Raw genomic sequence first — 16,440 nt, forward strand, 5'->3', positions numbered from 1 at the left:
GGCCTGGCGAGGGTGCATAAACAAGAACCACCGCAGTCACATGGCCGTCCTCGTGGGGCATGCGCGATCACGAGAGGCAACAACTTGAGGGAGGTTTCGCATGATCGGTCAATCCGTACGTCTCACCACCATTCGGGGCATTGAGGTCGGCCTCCACTATTCCTGGTTCATCATCTTTTTCCTGATCACTTTTTCACTCACCACGCGGTTTGCCTCGGAGCACCCCCACTGGACGACGGTCGAGCACTACGCTGTGGGAATCGCCACCAGCCTGTTGTTCTTCGTCTCGATTCTCCTCCACGAGTTAGCCCACAGTTTCGTGGCGCTGGCCAAGGGCCTTCCCGTCCGGGCGATCACGCTCTTTGTGTTCGGCGGCGTGGCGCAAATCGGGCGGGAGTCCGATCGTCCGCTGACGGAGTTTCAGATTGCGATTGCCGGACCGATTGCCAGCGCGGTGCTCGCCGTGGGATTCGGGTTCCTGTCGCATCTCGCCGGCGATCAATTCGAGCATGTCGCGGCGCTGGCCGGGTGGCTTTCGTCGATCAACCTGATGCTGGCGGTGTTCAACCTCGTGCCGGGCTTCCCGCTCGACGGGGGCCGGATCTTTCGGGCAGTCCTCTGGCACTTTACCGGAAGCTTCTCGAAGGCCACGCGCATCGCGGCCGGCTCCGGGCAGCTCGTCGGATATGGAATCATGCTTGCGGGGATCTGGACAGGGTTGATCACCGGCAGTTGGTTCAGCGGACTGTGGCTGGCCTTCATCGGCTGGTTCTTGCTGAATGCGGCGCAGGAGACCGTGCTGCAAGTGAGTATCCGTTCCGTGCTCACCGGTGTGCGGGCTGAAGACGTCATGGCACGAGACTGTCCGACGGTGTCCGGTCGGATGAGTCTGGCCGAGTTGGTGCAGGAACATATTCTCAAGACGGGACAGCGATGCTTCGTAGTGGCCGAGGGCAGCCGGCTGGATGGTTTGGTGACCCTTCATCAGATCAAAGCGGTGCCGCAATCTCGATGGCAGAACGTATCCGTAGGGGAGGCGATGACGCCCTTGACGAACCTGCGCGTGGTGGCGCCTGAGACCCCGATCCTGGAGGTGTTACAGACGATGGAAGGCGAGGATGTCAATCAAGTGCCGGTCGCGAAGGGCGGGCAGCTCATGGGCATGCTCACGCGAGATCATATCTTACGGGTCCTCTCGGCCAAGATGGAGCTGGACGGGTTCATTCTCCGGCCGACCGTGACGGGGAGATCGGCGGAGCCTATCTAAACAGGGAGAAGACACGGTGAACATTGTGATTGCGGTGGATCGCTCTCGGCATGCGCGTGCGGCGATGCAGTTGCTCCAGCATCTGCGCTGGCCGGCCGGATCAGCCTTCACCCTCCTCCATATGTTGGAGATGGTCACGATCCCCGGTGGCTGGCAGCTCCATTACCATCCGGAGTTGTGGAAGCAACTGACGGGGGAGCGGAGGAAGGTGTTCTCGCAGGCTCAACGATTCCTGGAACGTCTGGGCACTCAGGTGCGACCAGGCGACGCCCGACCGGAGGTGCTGGTCAAGTGGGGCCTGCCGCTGACGGGGATCGTGGGGGTCTTGAAAAAGAAACAGGCAGACCTGGTCGTCGTGGGCTCTCGCGGGCTCTCCGGTGTGCGGCGATTCCTGCTTGGAAGCGTGAGCGAGGGTGTGCTCCATTCGGCGCCGTGCTCGGTCCTGATCAGCCGAGGATCACGGAAGCGAGGCGCACAGCCGTCAGTCAAAGGCCTCAGGATCCTGTTGGCGGTCGATGAATCCGATCACGCGTTGGCGGCCGCACAGGCCATGATTCGTGTGACAAAGGAGCGGGGGAGGCAGGTGTTGGGGCGGATGCGAAAGCTCGTGGCGCATCGTGGCCTGACGATCCATCCTGTGCTGGTCGAAGGCCGTCCGGCAGAGGAAATCCTACGAGCGGCAGCACGCACGCATGCCGACCTGGTGATCCTCGGATCGCGGGGCATGACGGGGTTGAAGGGCGCGTTCCTCGGCAGTGTGTCACGGAAGGTGGCGCGGCATGCACCCTGTTCGGTTCTCGTGGTCAAGCAGCGATAGTCGGCGCGCGCATGATCCGGCGAGCCCTGGCGCGGCGATCATGACACCATCCAGCCCCGCGCAGGATCGGGGCCGGTCGGCTCGTGTGCCGGAGATCAAGGTGGGAAAGTTCTCTATGACGAACGCGAAGCGGTTTGCGCGCTGGGCGCTCGTGGCGGGGATCGGGGGGCTCGTGCTGGCCTCGCTCAGTTTCCTCAACGGCACCAAGGAACGCGATGAGCCGGCAGAGACGGCGGGCAGTACCGCTCTCCTGTCGTCTCCGCATATCGTGGCGCTCAAGCCCGAGGCGCTGGCGAATACGGGCATCGAGGTTGCTTCGGTCGCCCGAGGCGCATTCAGGTTGCATCGGGATTTTCCCGCCACGGTCCAACCGAATGAAAATGAGCTGGCCGAGGTTACCACGTTGATCCGCGGGCAGGTGGTGGAGGTTTCCGTGGATGTCGGGCAGGACGTCAAAAAGGGCGCGCTCTTAGCCTTGCTGCATAGTTCGGACCTTGGATTGGCTGCAGCGGCCTATCTGAAGGCCGGTGCAAAGCTGCACGAGGCTGAGCTGGCCTACGAACGGGTTCGCGATCTGCACCAGCACCGGGCGGTCAGCCTCGCCGAGGTGCAGCGGCGCGAAGCCGAGATGAAGACGGTTCGCGCCGAAGCGCGCGAAGCGAAGCACCGCCTGGAGCTGCTGGGCGCGCGGGCGGACGAGTTCCAACGCCTGGACCGCGAGCAGACCATCCGCTCCGACGTGCCGATGCGCGCGCCGTTCGACGGCCGGGTGATCATGCGCAACATCACGCGCGGCGAAGTCGTGGAGACGCAGCAGAAGCTCTTCACCGTGGCCGATCTCTCGGACGTCTGGGTTGTCGGGAAGGTGCCGGAAAAAGACGTGCGGTTCATCCATCGCGAGCAGGTTGTCGAGGTGCGGGTGACATCGTACCCAGGCCAGGTCTTTGTCGGCACGATCACCCATCTGGGGGATGTCTTAGATCCTGCCACGCGCACCATGCGGTTGCGGGTCACGGTCCCCAATCCGAAGAAGCTGCTGAAACCGGAAATGTTTGCGACGGTGCGCGTCTATGCCGATCCAGAACAGGAGGTGGCGATGGCGCCGGTCTCGGCGGTGCAACGGAGCGGCGAGTCTTCGTATGTGTTTGTGCAACTGGATGGGGGGAGGTTCGAGAAGCGTCCCGTGGTCCTCGGCCAGGAAACCGACCAGGTTGTCGCGGTGTTGAGCGGCCTGCGCGAGGGCGAGCTGATCGTTACTGCCGGCACCTTCGTGCTCAAGTCCGAATTCGAGAAATCTCAGATCGAGCCTACGCGATGATCGACGCGCTGATTGCCTTTTCGCTCCGACGATGGCCGCTCATTTTGATCCTGACCGGCCTGCTGGCCACGGCCGGTGCAGTGGCGTTCCGTGAGTTGCCGATCGACGCATTTCCGGATGTCACCAATATACAGGTACAGATCTTGACCGATGGGCCGGGGTTGTCTCCGGTCGAGGTGGAACGGTTCATCACCATCCCGCTCGAGCTGCAGATGACCGGCCTGCCCGACCTCACCGAAATCCGCTCGCTGTCGAAATTCGCCCTCTCCCAGATCACCGTGGTGTTCAAAGATCATGTGGACCTCTTACGCGCCCGTCAACTCGTGCTTGAGCGACTGCTCGAAGCGAAAGCGATCTTGCCGCCGGGCGTCGAGCCGGTCATGGCGCCGGTGACGACCGGCCTCGGTGAAATCTATCAGTACTACTTGGACAGTCCATCGGTGAACGCGGAGAATCCCGAAGCGCTCGAGGCCGCATTAACGGATCAGCGGGTTCTGCAGGATTGGGTGCTTCGGCCGCTTATCAGGACGGTTCCCGGCGTCATCGATGTGAATGCGCTGGGTGGGTTCGTCAAGCAGTATCAGGTGATTGTCGAGCCAGCCAAGCTGCGGAAGTACAACTTGACGTTGGCTCAGGTGTTCGAGGCGGTCGCGCAGAACAATGCCAACGCCGGCGGCAATGTCGTGGATCGACACGGCGAACGGGCGATCGTGCGCGGGTTGGGGTTGGTGCGGAGCATCGCCGATATTGAGGACATTGTGGTGAAGGAGGCCGGCGGCACACCCGTGTATGTGCGCGACGTGGCCGAGGTGCGCATCGGCCATGCGATCCGCCACGGCGCCGCCGTCCTCAACGGCGAGCGGGAAGTCGTGGCCGGGATCGTCCTCATGCTCCGCGGGGCCAACGCGCGCGAGGTCGTGGGCGCCGTCAAGACCAAAGTAGAGCAGATCCATCAAGCCGGCATCTTGCCCGGCGGGCTGAAGCTCGTCCCATTCTACGACCGGACCGAATTGGTGACGGCGGCCCTGGATACGGTCCGTCAGGCCCTGCTGGCGGGGATTCTCCTGGTGGGTCTGGTCCTCTTCGCCACGATCGGGAACGTTCGCAGCGCGCTCATTGTGACGGCGACCCTGATCCTCACGCCGCTGTTCACGTTTCGGATCATGCAGGACCTCGGCCTCTCGGCCAATATCATGTCGCTGGGCGGGTTGGCGATCGCCATCGGCATGGTGGTCGACGCCTCGATTGTGGTCGTGGAGAATGTGTATCGCCATCTCTCCGAGCCGGGGCTCTCTTCGACGGCGCGCGGGGATTTGGTGCTGCAGGCCTCGAAGGAAGTGGCGCGCCCGATCGCCTTCGCGTTGCTCATCATTATCGTGGTGTTTCTGCCGCTGGTGACCTTGGAAGGCATGGAAGGCAGGCTGTTCGCGCCCTTGGCCTACACCGTCATGATCGCCTTGCTGGTGTCGCTCGCGCTGTCTCTGACGGTCACGCCGGTCCTTTGCGCCCTGGGACTCACCGGCGGGGCTCAACGGGAGACGACCCTCGTGCGGTGGGCGAAGACGGCGTATGAGCCGCTGCTCCGATGGACGCTCACCCATCGGCGGCTGGTGCTGGCCGGCGCCCTCCTTCTGCTGGGTGTGGCGCTGGTGTTCGTGCCGTACCTGGGCCGGCAGTTCGTGCCCATCCTCGACGAAGGGGCGCTGACGCCGCTGATCATCCGGTTGCCCAGGGTGTCGCTCCCTGAATCCATCGAACTGGAGAAACGCGCCTTGCTGGCCCTGCGGGAATTTCCAGAGGTCCGCCTCGCGGTTGGAAAAATCGGTCGGTCGGAGATCGGGAATGAACCGCAAGAGGCCAATGAAAGCGATCCGGTCGTGCTGCTCCATCCGCGCGACACTTGGACGACGGCCCGGACCAAAGCCGAGCTGGTCGAGGCGATGCGCCGCCGGCTGGCCGAACTCCCCGGCATGTCTTTTATGATGAGCCAACCCATCCAGCAGCGAGTGGACGAGTTGATCTCGGGAGTCAGGACGGAGTTCGCCATCAAGTTGTTCGGAGATGATTTGGATGTCTTGAAGGAACGGGCGGATCAAATCGCCGCCATCATGAGAACGGTCGAAGGGGTGAAAGATCTCAGAGTGGAGCAGATCGCGGGGCAACCGTACCTGACCGTGGATATTGATCGAGGCAAGATTGCGCGCTACGGGATCAATGTGGCGGATATTCGCGAGATCATTGAAACCGCGATCGGCGGCAAATCCGCGACGACGGTCTATGAGAACGAGCGCCGGTTCGAGCTCATCCTGCGGTTTCCCGAGGAGCACCGGAGCACGGTGCGCCAGATCGGCGAGATTCTGGTCAACTCGGCTGTCGGCGCGCCGATTCCGCTCAGTGAGCTGGCGAAGGTGGAGATGCGCGAGGGGCCGGCGCGGATCAGTCGCGAACAGGTGCGCCGGCGGATCTTCATCGGGTTCAACGTGGTGGGCCGCGATCCCGGCAGCATCGTTGAAGAGGGGCAGCGCAAGCTCGCGGAGCGCCTCCATTTGCCGTCCGGCTACACCATCACCTGGGGCGGCGCGTTCGAGCAGATGGAACGCGCGATGGCGCACCTCCGGATCGTCGTGCCGGTCACGATCGGCATAATCGGGCTATTGCTGGTCCTCGCCTTCAACTCCCTGCGCTCGGCGGCGCTGATCGTGTCGAACCTCCCCTTTGCCCTGATCGGCGGCGTGTTTGGATTGTGGCTGACGGGGCAATACCTGAGTGTCCCGGCAGCGGTCGGGTTTATCGCGCTGTTCGGCGTCGCGGTCGAAAACGGGATCGTCCTGGTGTCCACCATCAACGGGATGCGGCAGGCGGGGTTCACCAGCGAAGACGCGATCCGGCAAGGATGTCTCCAGCGCCTGCGTCCGGTCATGATGACGACCCTGACCACACTGTTGGGGCTAGCACCCCTGGCGTTGGCGCAGGGCATCGGCTCGGAGGTCCAACGGCCACTCGCGGTCGTCGTGATCGGCGGCCTGGTGAGTTCGACCCTGCTCACCCTGATGGTGCTGCCCGCGCTCTATCCATGGTTCGAGAAGAGTGACAGGTAGTCGGCGGAGGACGATGCGTATGCACACACCCGGTGATCTTCCTGACACCCTCCCAGAAGCCGTCTTCGCGGTCGCGCGCCGCGCGCCCGAGCGGATGGCCATGCAAATCAAACAGGAGCACGCCTATCGGCAGTGTACCTATCAACAGCTCGTCGAACAGGTTGACGCGCTTGCCGCCGCCTTGATGCGTCACGACCTCCGCCGGGGAGACCGCGTGGCCATCGTCGCAGAGAACCGTCCCGAGTGGGTGATCGCGTATCTCGGGATTGTGGCTGCGGGCGGCACGGCGGTTCCTCTCGACATCCAACTGAACAGCGGAGACCTCGCCGGGCTCCTGGCGCGGTCCGGCGCCCGGCTGGCCTTTGTGAGCGCGACAACCTGGCCGCTGCTGAAGAATACCGGGTTGCCGGTGACCGTCATCGCGCTCGATCCTCTTCACGATGCAGGCTGCTCCTTTCTCGACGAATGGGTGCGAGCGGGCCGGGCCGGAAGCGCGGAGAAGCCGAAGGCCTCGCCCGAGAATGTTGCGTCGCTCCTGTATACCTCCGGCACAACCGGCGAACCTAAGGGCGTCCGTTTGACCCATCGCAACCTTCTGTCCAATGCCAAGGCGTTAGCGCAGTCGGGGTCGGGCAGCTCCGAGGATCGGTTTCTGGCCATTCTGCCGCTCCACCATGCCTACCCCTTCATGGTCACGGGCCTGGTGCCGCTGTTGCTTGGCGCCCGGATCACCTTCCTGCCGACCCTGAAAGGACCGGAGCTGCTGCAGTGTTTGCGGGACGCGCAGATCACGTTTCTGGTCGGGGTCCCGCAGGTCTTCGCGATGGTTCGGCGGGGGATTGTCGAGGGCATCAACCGGCGCCCGCTGCCGATTCGCCTGTTTGCGCGTCTGTTGTTGGCGTTGTCGGGAGCCGTGCGGCTGCATACGACGGTGAATCTCGGCCGCCGGCTGTTTGCCACGGTGCATCATCAGTTAGGGCCGTCGTTGCGCGTGCTCGTGTGCGGCGGCGCACGGCTCGATCCGGACGTGGCGCACGACCTGTTCTGCCTAGGTTTCACGTTGCTGGAGGGCTATGGCCTCACGGAAACCGCACCCGTGGTGACGTTCATTCCGTTGGCGAAACCGAAGATCGGCTCGGTGGGTATTCCCATTCCCGGCGTGGAGGTGCGCATTGTGAATCCCGATGGCACCGGCGTCGGGGAGGTGACCGTCAAAGGTCCGAACGTGATGCAAGGCTATGATGCGAATCCGCAGGCGACGGCCGGCGCGATCCGCGACGGCTGGTTTTACACCGGCGATCTCGGGTACCTGGATCAGGACGGGTATCTGTTCCTGACCGGGCGGGCCAAGGAGCTGATCGTCACGGCGGGAGGCAAGAACATCGTTCCGGAGGAGCTGGAAGGCCACTACCAACGCAGTCCGGCGATCGGCGAGATCTGCATCGTGGGCACAGCCCGTGCTGGCGAAGGCGGGGAGGGCCTGCATGCGGTGGTGGTGCCGAACTTCGACTACATCAAAACGCTTCAGGTTGTGGGCATCCGTCAACTCGTGAAGGACGAACTGACGAGAATCGGGCTGACGCTGCCGCCCTACAAGCGGATCAGCGGGCTGACCATTATCACGACGCCGCTGCCGCGCACGCGGCTGGAAAAACTTCAGCGCTACCGGGTGGCCGCCATGGTCAAGACCGTCGGCGAAGCGGCTGATCTTGTTCAGCCACTTTCTGCGGCAGACCAGGCGCTCATGGCGACGGAGGCGGCCCGCCGTATCGTCCACGCGCTCCAGCGGTTCGTGGAGAAGGAGCGCCGCATCGCGCCGGGCGATCACCTGGATCTCGATCTGGGGTTCGATTCGCTGCGGCGCGTGGAACTGCTGTCGGCGCTCGAACAGTCGTTCGGCCGGCTGCCGGATTCGCTCGCCCATGAGGTCATGACGGTCCGCGAGTTGATCGAGCGGGTGAGCGCTCAGACGGGCGACAAAGCAGCTACCGGGCAAGGTGTCCAGTCCTGGAGCGACATCCTCAAGGCTGAGCCGTCGGCTGAACTCAGAGACAGGCTGCTGACACCGGCGACCTGGTCTCATCGGCTGCTCACGGCATTCGTGCGAACGGCGCTGCGCCTGGTGTTCCGGACGGGGTTTCGCCTTCGCGTCACCGGAGCGGACCATCTGCCGCTGAACGGGCCGTTTCTGCTGGCGGCCAATCACACGAGTTACCTCGATCCGTTCGTCATCGTAGCGGCGGCTCCTGCGGTGGTGTCCAGGCGACTCTACTCGATCGGCTTGCAGACATATTTTCGCGGCGCCCTCATGCAATGGGTCGCTCGCGTGGCCCGTGTGATCCCGGTAGGCTTGGAGGCCTCTCTCATAACGGCGCTCCAATCCGCTGCTCTTGTTTTGCGACAGAGCTCGGGCCTGTTGGTCTTTCCTGAGGGGCAGCGCTCCGTCGATGGAACCCTCAAGTCATTTCGTCCCGGCATCGGCATCCTCGCCTGTGAACTCGGTGTCCCGGTGGTTCCGATCTGGATCGACGGAGCCTTTCAGGCTTGGCCGGTCGGGACCTGGGGGCCTCGTCCCCATCCGGTCTCACTCGTGGTCGGCCGGCCCGTCATCGTGACCCGGGAATTGATCGATGAATGGCGGCGTCAGGGGCACAATCCCTATGAGGCAGCGACTCAGGCGATTCGCGACGCCATCATGGCGTTGACGCCGGAGACGAATGTACGCGCAATGAACCGCAAAGGACAGAGGGAGGCTGGATGAGGTGTCGTCCATTACTTGGAGGGTTTGTAGCGCTGGTGGCGTGGCTGCTCTGTCAGAGCGTGTCGGCCGTGGAGCGTGATCAACCGGCTGTGGCCGCTCCCGATGTCCGTGAGCGGCTCGAAGTCATTGTCCGAACGTTGGCCGAGACCATCGGCCCCCGGAGTTATCGAGATACCGCAAGTCTGGCCGCGGCTGCCGACTTCGTCACGCAGTCGTTTCAAGCGGGCGGCTATACGGTTATGTTTCAGCCCTACGAGGTGAAGGGGCAGATGTATCGCAATATCATCGCGGAACGGCGAGGGACGGATGAGCCAGACCGGGTCCTCATCGTCGGCGCCCTTTACGACACGGTGGAAGGGACACCTGGCGCCGATGATAATGCCAGCGGCGTCGCCGTACTGCTGGAGCTGGCGCGCCTGCATGCAGCGACTCGATTTCGGAAAACGGTGCGCTTTGTCGCGTTCACACTGGAGGAGCCGCCGTTTTTTCGGAGCCGGCAGATGGGCAGCCGCGTCTACGCCCGTAGCCTGAAAGAACGAGGGGAGCAGGTGGAGGGGATGCTCTGTCTGGAAATGGTGGGCTATTATTCACAAGAGAAAGGGAGTCAGTCGTTTCCGTTGTTCTGGCTCCGATGGCGCTATCCGACCAGGGGCAACTTCATCACGGTCGTCAGCAATGCGGCTTCGGAGCCGCTCCAGATGCACGTCCGCGATGTATTGAAAGCGCAGACGGCGTTGCCGGTTGAGACGTTTACCGGGCCTTGGTGGATTCCTGGGGTGGATCTCTCGGATCATGGGTCTTTCTGGAAGGAAGAATATCCGGCGGTCAGGCTCACGGATACGGCGTTCTACCGGAACCCGCATTATCACCGGGGTACTGATAGACCGGATACGTTGGACTACAGCGCGATGGCTGAGTTGGTGAAAGGGATCGCCGGGGTTCTGGTAATGTTGGACCAGTCATCAAGTGCGCAACACTAAAGTAAACAGGAGGAATTACTGGTGAACCATGAGCCTCTGCACGGTCGCCGTCGATTTGATTTGCCGACGGGCGCAGAGAAATAGCTGACTTGGCACGGATTCCTCAAGCTACCTATGCCTGCCGGTGTGAAGCCAGAGAGCAAGTCCCCAGGTTGCTGTGTGGATAAGTATGTGCGAATAGGCTGGCTTTAGTGAATGCCAGCCCGGTTGCGGTCCGCGTCATTTACACGGACGAAGAACTGATGCCGGCGCGTTCGGTGTGGCGTATAGAGAGCACAACTCACGAGAGAAAGATTCCGCCGAGGGCAGGGCAGGCCATTGAGGGAGCCACCGCATGACCACAGAAACTCCCCTGGCCACTCAACCGAAGGGCAGCGTCTGGCACAGCCAGTCGGCTGAGGACGTGCTGGCCCACCTCGGTTCCACAACGACCGGACTGTCTGCGCCGGAGGCCGCGCGGCGCCTGGCCGCCGACGGCCCGAACGAGCTGAAGGAAGGCGCACCCATCAGCCCGCTCCAGATCTTCCTCGCCCAGTTCAAGAGTCTGATCATCTGGATCCTCATCGCCGCGGCTGTGGTCTCCGGTCTGCTGGGCGAACGGATGGACGCCCTCGCCATCCTTGCCATCGTCATACTAAACGCCGTCATCGGTTTCTATCAGGAATTCAAAGCCGAAAAATCCATCGCCGCGCTCAAAAAGATGACGTCGCCCCACGCTACGGTGCGGCGCGGCGGACAGGTCACGTCGATTCCCGCCTCGGGCGTCGTCGCGGGCGATATCCTCGCACTGGAAGCCGGCGACCTGATCGCAGCCGACGCACGGCTGTTGGAGGCGGCCTCCCTCAAGTGCATCGAGTCCGCGCTGACCGGTGAATCGCAGGCGGTCATGAAACAGGCCGGCACGTTGGGAGAGCGCGATGTCCCGCTGGGCGACCGCACAAACATGATCTTCATGGGCACCAGTGTCGCGGCCGGCACGGGCCTGGCCGTCGTGGTGGCCACGGCCATGAACACGGAGCTGGGCCGCATTGCCGGCCTCATCGAAGAGGCGGGGTCGGAGGGGGGCACGCCGCTGCAGAAGAAGCTCGACTCGTTCGGGCATCTTCTCGTGTGGGCGACGCTGGGCATCGTCGCGCTGTTGTTCGGGCTGGGGCTGCTGCGTGGGATCCCGCCCTTCGAGCTCTTCATGACCTCGGTCAGCCTCGCTGTGGCTGCCGTGCCGGAAGGGCTGCCTGCTGTCGTTACGGTGGCACTCGCGCTCGGGGTGTTGCGCATGTCCCGCCGCCGCGCGCTCATGCGCAAACTGCCCGCGGTCGAAACGCTCGGTTCGACCACGGTCATTTGCACGGACAAGACCGGCACCTTGACGGTCGGCCAAATGACCGTGCGCGCGCTCTACGTTGCGGGCCAACGCTACGACGTCACCGGCGAAGGGTACGGGCCGGACGGCGACGTGCGCGTCGAGGGCACGAAGGCGGACGCGCAGCAGGCCGTGCCGTTGCTCGAACTGGCGACCGTCCTCCTTGGCTGTAACCACGCCCATCTCGTCCAGGAAGACGGGACGTGGAACGTCATCGGCGACCCCACCGAAGGCGCCTTGCTCACGGCCGGTCGCAAAGCCGGCGGAAACCGGGAGCGCATTGAGCAGGACCTGCCGAAGCAGCATGAAATTCCCTTCGACTCCGACCGGAAGCGCAGCACCGTGATTCGCACGATGCCGGACGGAACGCTCCGCGCCTTCATCAATGGCGCGCCCGACGTGTTGTTGGCACGCTGTACCAAGGTCTACACCGGCACTGGGGTCCGCCTCATGACGGACGAGGATCGCCAGACCATCGTGGCGCAGAACGACGCGATGGCACAGCAAGCCCTGCGCGTGCTCGGTTCGGCCTATCGTGACCTGGACAACGTGTCGCCCGCTGACTTCACCGCGGAGGCCGTGGAGCGCGATCTCGTGTTCGTCGGGCTGTCGGGGATGTATGATCCGCCACGTCAGGAGGCCACAGAAGCCGTCGCAAAATGCCGTGCCGCTGGGATTCGCGTGGTGATGATTACCGGCGACCATCCGCAGACCGCGATGGCCATTGCGCGGGAACTCGGCATCGCGCCGGGCGGCAACGCCGCCCTCACTGGGCTGGAGTTGGACCAGCTGTCCGATGACGCACTCCGGCAGCGTGCGCCCACAGTCGCCGTGTACGCGCGTGTCACCGCCGAGCACAAACTCCGCATCGTTCGTGCCTGGAAAGCGAACGAGGCGGTGGTCGCGATGACCGGCGACGGGGTCAACGACGCCCCGGCCATCAAAGGCGCCGACATCGGTATTGCCATGGGGCAATCAGGCACGGAAGTCACTAAGCAGGCCTCGGACATGATTATCACCGACGACAACTTCGCCTCGATCGTTGCCGCCGTCGAAGAGGGCCGCGGCATCTACGACAACATCCGCAAGACGCTCCAATATCTATTAGCAGGCAACACGGGTGAACTGCTGCTGATGACCATCTGCGTGGTCATTGGGCTTCCGACCCCGCTCCTGCCGATTCACTTGCTCTGGATTAATCTCGTGACCGACGGCTTGCCCGCACTTTGTCTAGCCACCGACCCCATCGACCCTGACGTGATGACGCGCCGCCCGCGCCGCCGGTCTGAGCGCATCACCGACCGCGGCTTCCTCGGCACGATGGTCTTTACTGGGTGCCTCACGGCCGGTGTGGCGTTTGCGGTGTACCTCTACGGCTTGCAGACGGAAACCGTAGACATGGCCCGCACCGAGGCCTTTGCGGTGCTGGTCTTCGCCGAACTTCTGCGCGCCTTCGGCGGTCGGAGTGCAACCAAGCCCGTCTGGCGCATCTCCCTGTTCTCGAACCTCAATCTCGCCATCGTGGTGTCCGTGTCGTTCGGCCTTCAAGTCTGGAGTCATCACAACGCGACGCTGGGCCGCTTCCTGAAGACGTCATTCCTGTCGCTCGCCGATTGCGTCCTGCTGCTGGCCGTGGGTACGATCCCGCTGGTGGTGTTGGAGCTGGTGAAGGTCGTGCGGCACACCCCGCAGCCAAGAAAGGCCAAGCCATGACCACAGATCCGATGTGCGGCATGACGGTGGATGAGACGTCCGCGTGGCGTGCCGAGCGCGACGGGCAAACGTTCTATTTTTGCAGCGAGCACTGCCGGCAGAAATTTCTGTCGGTGCCTGCTACCACGAAGCACGAGGAAGAACCTCACAGCTGCTGTCAGCCACCGCAACCCGCGTCTGAGCCACGCGACCGTTCCACCGTGCGGGTCTCGGCGTCATACGTCTGCCCGATGTGTCCCGGCGTCGAATCGAAGCAGCCGGGCGATTGCCCGAAATGCGGCATGGCGTTGGAGCGGAACCAGGCCGGGGTCGCGCCCGCGGCGGGCCAACCCCTGTACACCTGCCCGATGCACCCCGACGTGCAGCAAGACCATCCCGGCGATTGTCCCAAGTGCGGCATGGCGCTGGAACCGATGGCCGTGACGGCGGGGACGACTGAGGAAGAGAGTGCTGAACTGTCCGACATGACCAGGCGCTTCTGGGTCGCTGCCGCGCTGACGGTGCCGGTGTTTGTCCTCGCGATGGCGCATATGATCCCGGCACTGGGCAGACAGCCCTGGGTGGAGAGTCACGCCGCCCGCTGGATGCAGTTTGCGCTCACCACGCCTGTGGTCGGGTGGGCGGGCTGGCCGTTTTTCCTCCGTGGCTGGCGTTCCATCGTGACGCGTCACTTGAACATGTTCACGTTAATCGCCATCGGTGTAGGCGCCGCGTTCGTCTTCAGCGCCGTGGCGATGCTCGCGCCCGGCCTCTTTCCGCCCGCGATGCAGCATGAGGGCAACGTCGCCATCTACTTTGAGGCCGCGGCGGTGATCATTGTGCTGGTGCTCCTCGGTCAAGTCCTCGAACTCCGGGCCCGCAGCCGTACAGGCAGTGCCATCAAAGCGCTGCTCAATCTCGCGCCGCCCGCGGCGCGGCTGGTCGCGCCGGGGGGCGACCGTGAAATCCCGCTCGATCAGGTGAAGGTCGGCGACCGATTGCGCGTGGTGCCAGGCGGCAAGGTGCCGGTCGACGGCGAAGTGGTCGAAGGTCATTCCAACGTGGAAGAGTCCATGATCACCGGCGAACCGCTCCCGGTGGAAAAGACCGTCGGCGACACAGTTACCGGCGGCACCGTCAATGGCCCCGGCAGCTTCATCATGCGCGCCGAGCGGGTCGGTCACGACACCTTGCTCGGGCAAATCGTGAACATGGTCGCGGAAGCCCAGCGCAGCCGCGCGCCGATCCAGGGTCTCGCCGACACCGTCGCGGGCATTTTCGTGCCGGTCGTGCTGGCGGTGTCGGCGCTCACGTTCGTCCTCTGGATGTGGCTGGGACCGGAGCCCACGCTTGCACATGCCATCGTCAATGCCGTGGCCGTCCTCATTATCGCCTGCCCCTGTGCCCTCGGTCTGGCGACGCCGATGTCCATCATGGTCGGCGTCGGACGAGGCGCGCAGGAAGGCGTGCTCGTGAAGCACGCCGAGGCCCTCGAACGGTTGGAAACAGTCACCACGCTCGTCGTGGACAAGACGGGCACGCTCACGGAGGGCAAGCCCAAGCTGATGGATGTGCTGCCGACCGGCGGGTTCGACGCGAAGGACCTGCTGCGCCTGGCGGCGTCGCTGGAGCAGGGGAGCGAACATCCGCTCGCCGCTGCGATTGTGCAGGGCGCGAAGGACCAAGGTCTCACCATCGAGGCTGTGACAGACTTCCGCTCGGTGACAGCGGGCGGGGTGCTCGGCGCCGTTGCTGGTCGAATGGTGATGATCGGTAAACCGGATTTTCTGCGGAACGAAGCGATCACCGGCCTGGAGCCGCTCGAAGCCTCGGCGGTCCCACTTCAAGAAGAGGGCAAGACCGTGATGTATGTCGCGGTGGATGGCAAGCCCGCGGGCATGCTCGCCGTGGCTGATCCGATCAAATCCACCACCGCTGAAGCGATCCGTGAACTCCATCGGCTCGGGTTGACACTCGTCATGCTCACCGGCGATAACCGCCGCACCGCCGTCGCCGTCGCGAAGACCCTCGGCCTCGATGGAGTAGAGGCGGAGATTGAACCGGCGGGCAAAGTCCGCTACGTGAAGCAGCTGCGGGCGGACGGCGCACACGTCGCGATGGCCGGCGACGGCATCAACGACGCACCAGCCCTCAGCGAAGCGGACGTCGGCATGGCAATGGGCACCGGTACCGACGTCGCCATGCAAAGTGCGGGCATCACTCTGGTCAAGGGCGATCTCCGGGCCATTGCCAAAGCGATTCACCTCAGTCGTGCCACCATGGGGAACATCAGGCAGAATCTCGTTTTCGCCTTTCTCTACAACGCGCTGGGTATTCCGGTGGCGGCGGGGGTGCTGTACCCGTTCTTCGGCCTGCTGCTCAGCCCAATCATCGCCGGTGCCGCAATGAGCCTGAGTTCCGTCTCGGTCATCAGCAACGCTTTGCGGTTGCGGAACATGAAACTGTGATTGCAGGGACCACCATGACCGCACAAACACAAACGCTGAATTCGAAGCTTGATGTGGAGCCGATCAAAGGCTACGGTATGATCCCAGCGTCCGCCATTGCCCACAACCAAAGGGCAGAGCTCCGTTCCGCAGCAACAGCAATTTCTGTGCTGGAGCGCACGTCTTAATCGGCTTCTCAGCAACGAGCCGAGAAGCGAGGTACTGGAGGTTTCATTTCGCTGGAGGTGCTGCTGTGATACGAACCATCACCGATTCATTCCTGGCTTGGGGGTTGTCCGTTCTTCTCGTTTCCTTCATAGACGCGGCCCCACTCCTTGCGAGCGGGACACAAGAAGCCCCTGGGGTTGCGTCTGAAGGGATATCCCCTTCCACGCACGATACGTCGCGAATCAACCTCACGAGTCTTATCGCAGAATTGGACTCCGCCAATCCTGAGATCAATGCGGCCCGCCAACGATGGGACGCTGCGAAGGCCGTCGTACCGCAAGTGCAAACGCTCCCCGATCCGAAACTCCAGTTCGGCTATCAGCGGATGCCGATGATCGAGCCGTTGCAGGGGGCCATGTATGGAATCGGGCAGGAGATTCCCTTTCCCGGCAAACTCCGCCTCAAAGGGGAAGTGGCCCAGCGCGAGGCCGACCGGATCGAGCAAGACTATCTGGCCATACGGCTGCGCCTG

General features: G+C 63.4%; 9 protein-coding genes. All 9 read left to right on the forward strand.

Annotated features, from left to right (window positions below; genetic code table 11):
• Positions 1 to 100 precede the first annotated feature (100 nt).
• Positions 101 to 1,267, forward strand: coding sequence for a site-2 protease family protein (locus tag Q8N04_12635; GenBank protein MDP3091519.1), 1,167 nt, complete (start codon positions 101 to 103; stop codon positions 1,265 to 1,267).
• 16 nt (positions 1,268 to 1,283) lie between these two features.
• Positions 1,284 to 2,084 (forward strand): universal stress protein, encoded by an 801-nt coding sequence (locus tag Q8N04_12640; GenBank protein MDP3091520.1) that lies wholly within the window; start codon positions 1,284 to 1,286, stop codon positions 2,082 to 2,084.
• Between the two features lie 40 nt (positions 2,085 to 2,124).
• On the forward strand, positions 2,125 to 3,402 hold the full coding sequence (locus Q8N04_12645) for an efflux RND transporter periplasmic adaptor subunit (protein ID MDP3091521.1): 1,278 nt from the start codon (positions 2,125 to 2,127) through the stop codon (positions 3,400 to 3,402).
• Positions 3,399 to 6,500, forward strand: coding sequence for a CusA/CzcA family heavy metal efflux RND transporter (locus Q8N04_12650; protein MDP3091522.1), 3,102 nt, complete (start codon positions 3,399 to 3,401; stop codon positions 6,498 to 6,500). Before Q8N04_12645 ends, Q8N04_12650 begins: the two co-directional genes overlap by 4 nt.
• Positions 6,501 to 6,519: 19 nt before the next feature.
• Complete coding sequence (locus Q8N04_12655; GenBank protein MDP3091523.1) at positions 6,520 to 9,261, forward strand: AMP-binding protein; 2,742 nt, start codon at positions 6,520 to 6,522, stop codon at positions 9,259 to 9,261.
• Positions 9,258 to 10,241, forward strand: a complete 984-nt coding sequence (locus tag Q8N04_12660) for a M28 family peptidase (protein MDP3091524.1) — start codon at positions 9,258 to 9,260, stop codon at positions 10,239 to 10,241. The genes Q8N04_12655 and Q8N04_12660 overlap by 4 nt, the downstream gene beginning before the upstream one ends.
• A 334-nt stretch (positions 10,242 to 10,575) precedes the next feature.
• Positions 10,576 to 13,314: a cation-translocating P-type ATPase gene (locus Q8N04_12665; GenBank protein ID MDP3091525.1), complete on the forward strand. Its 2,739-nt coding sequence runs from the start codon at positions 10,576 to 10,578 to the stop codon at positions 13,312 to 13,314.
• Positions 13,311 to 15,761, forward strand: coding sequence for a heavy metal translocating P-type ATPase (locus Q8N04_12670; protein ID MDP3091526.1), 2,451 nt, complete (start codon positions 13,311 to 13,313; stop codon positions 15,759 to 15,761). Before Q8N04_12665 ends, Q8N04_12670 begins: the two co-directional genes overlap by 4 nt.
• A 232-nt stretch (positions 15,762 to 15,993) precedes the next feature.
• The coding region (locus Q8N04_12675) for a TolC family protein (protein ID MDP3091527.1) at positions 15,994 to 16,440 on the forward strand (447 nt) is incomplete at its 3' end.

It is taken from the genome of Nitrospira sp. (genome assembly GCA_030692565.1).
In the GTDB taxonomy this organism is placed as follows: domain Bacteria; phylum Nitrospirota; class Nitrospiria; order Nitrospirales; family Nitrospiraceae; genus Nitrospira_D.

Coding starts and splice junctions, on each gene's coding strand:
- Q8N04_12645 (MDP3091521.1), top strand. CDS start 2,125: ATGACACCATCCAGCCCCGCGCAGGATCGGGGCCGGTCGGCTCGTGTG.
- Q8N04_12655 (MDP3091523.1), top strand. CDS start 6,520: ATGCACACACCCGGTGATCTTCCTGACACCCTCCCAGAAGCCGTCTTC.
- Q8N04_12665 (MDP3091525.1), top strand. CDS start 10,576: ATGACCACAGAAACTCCCCTGGCCACTCAACCGAAGGGCAGCGTCTGG.
- Q8N04_12660 (MDP3091524.1), top strand. CDS start 9,258: ATGAGGTGTCGTCCATTACTTGGAGGGTTTGTAGCGCTGGTGGCGTGG.
- Q8N04_12650 (MDP3091522.1), top strand. CDS start 3,399: ATGATCGACGCGCTGATTGCCTTTTCGCTCCGACGATGGCCGCTCATT.
- Q8N04_12670 (MDP3091526.1), top strand. CDS start 13,311: ATGACCACAGATCCGATGTGCGGCATGACGGTGGATGAGACGTCCGCG.
- Q8N04_12635 (MDP3091519.1), top strand. CDS start 101: ATGATCGGTCAATCCGTACGTCTCACCACCATTCGGGGCATTGAGGTC.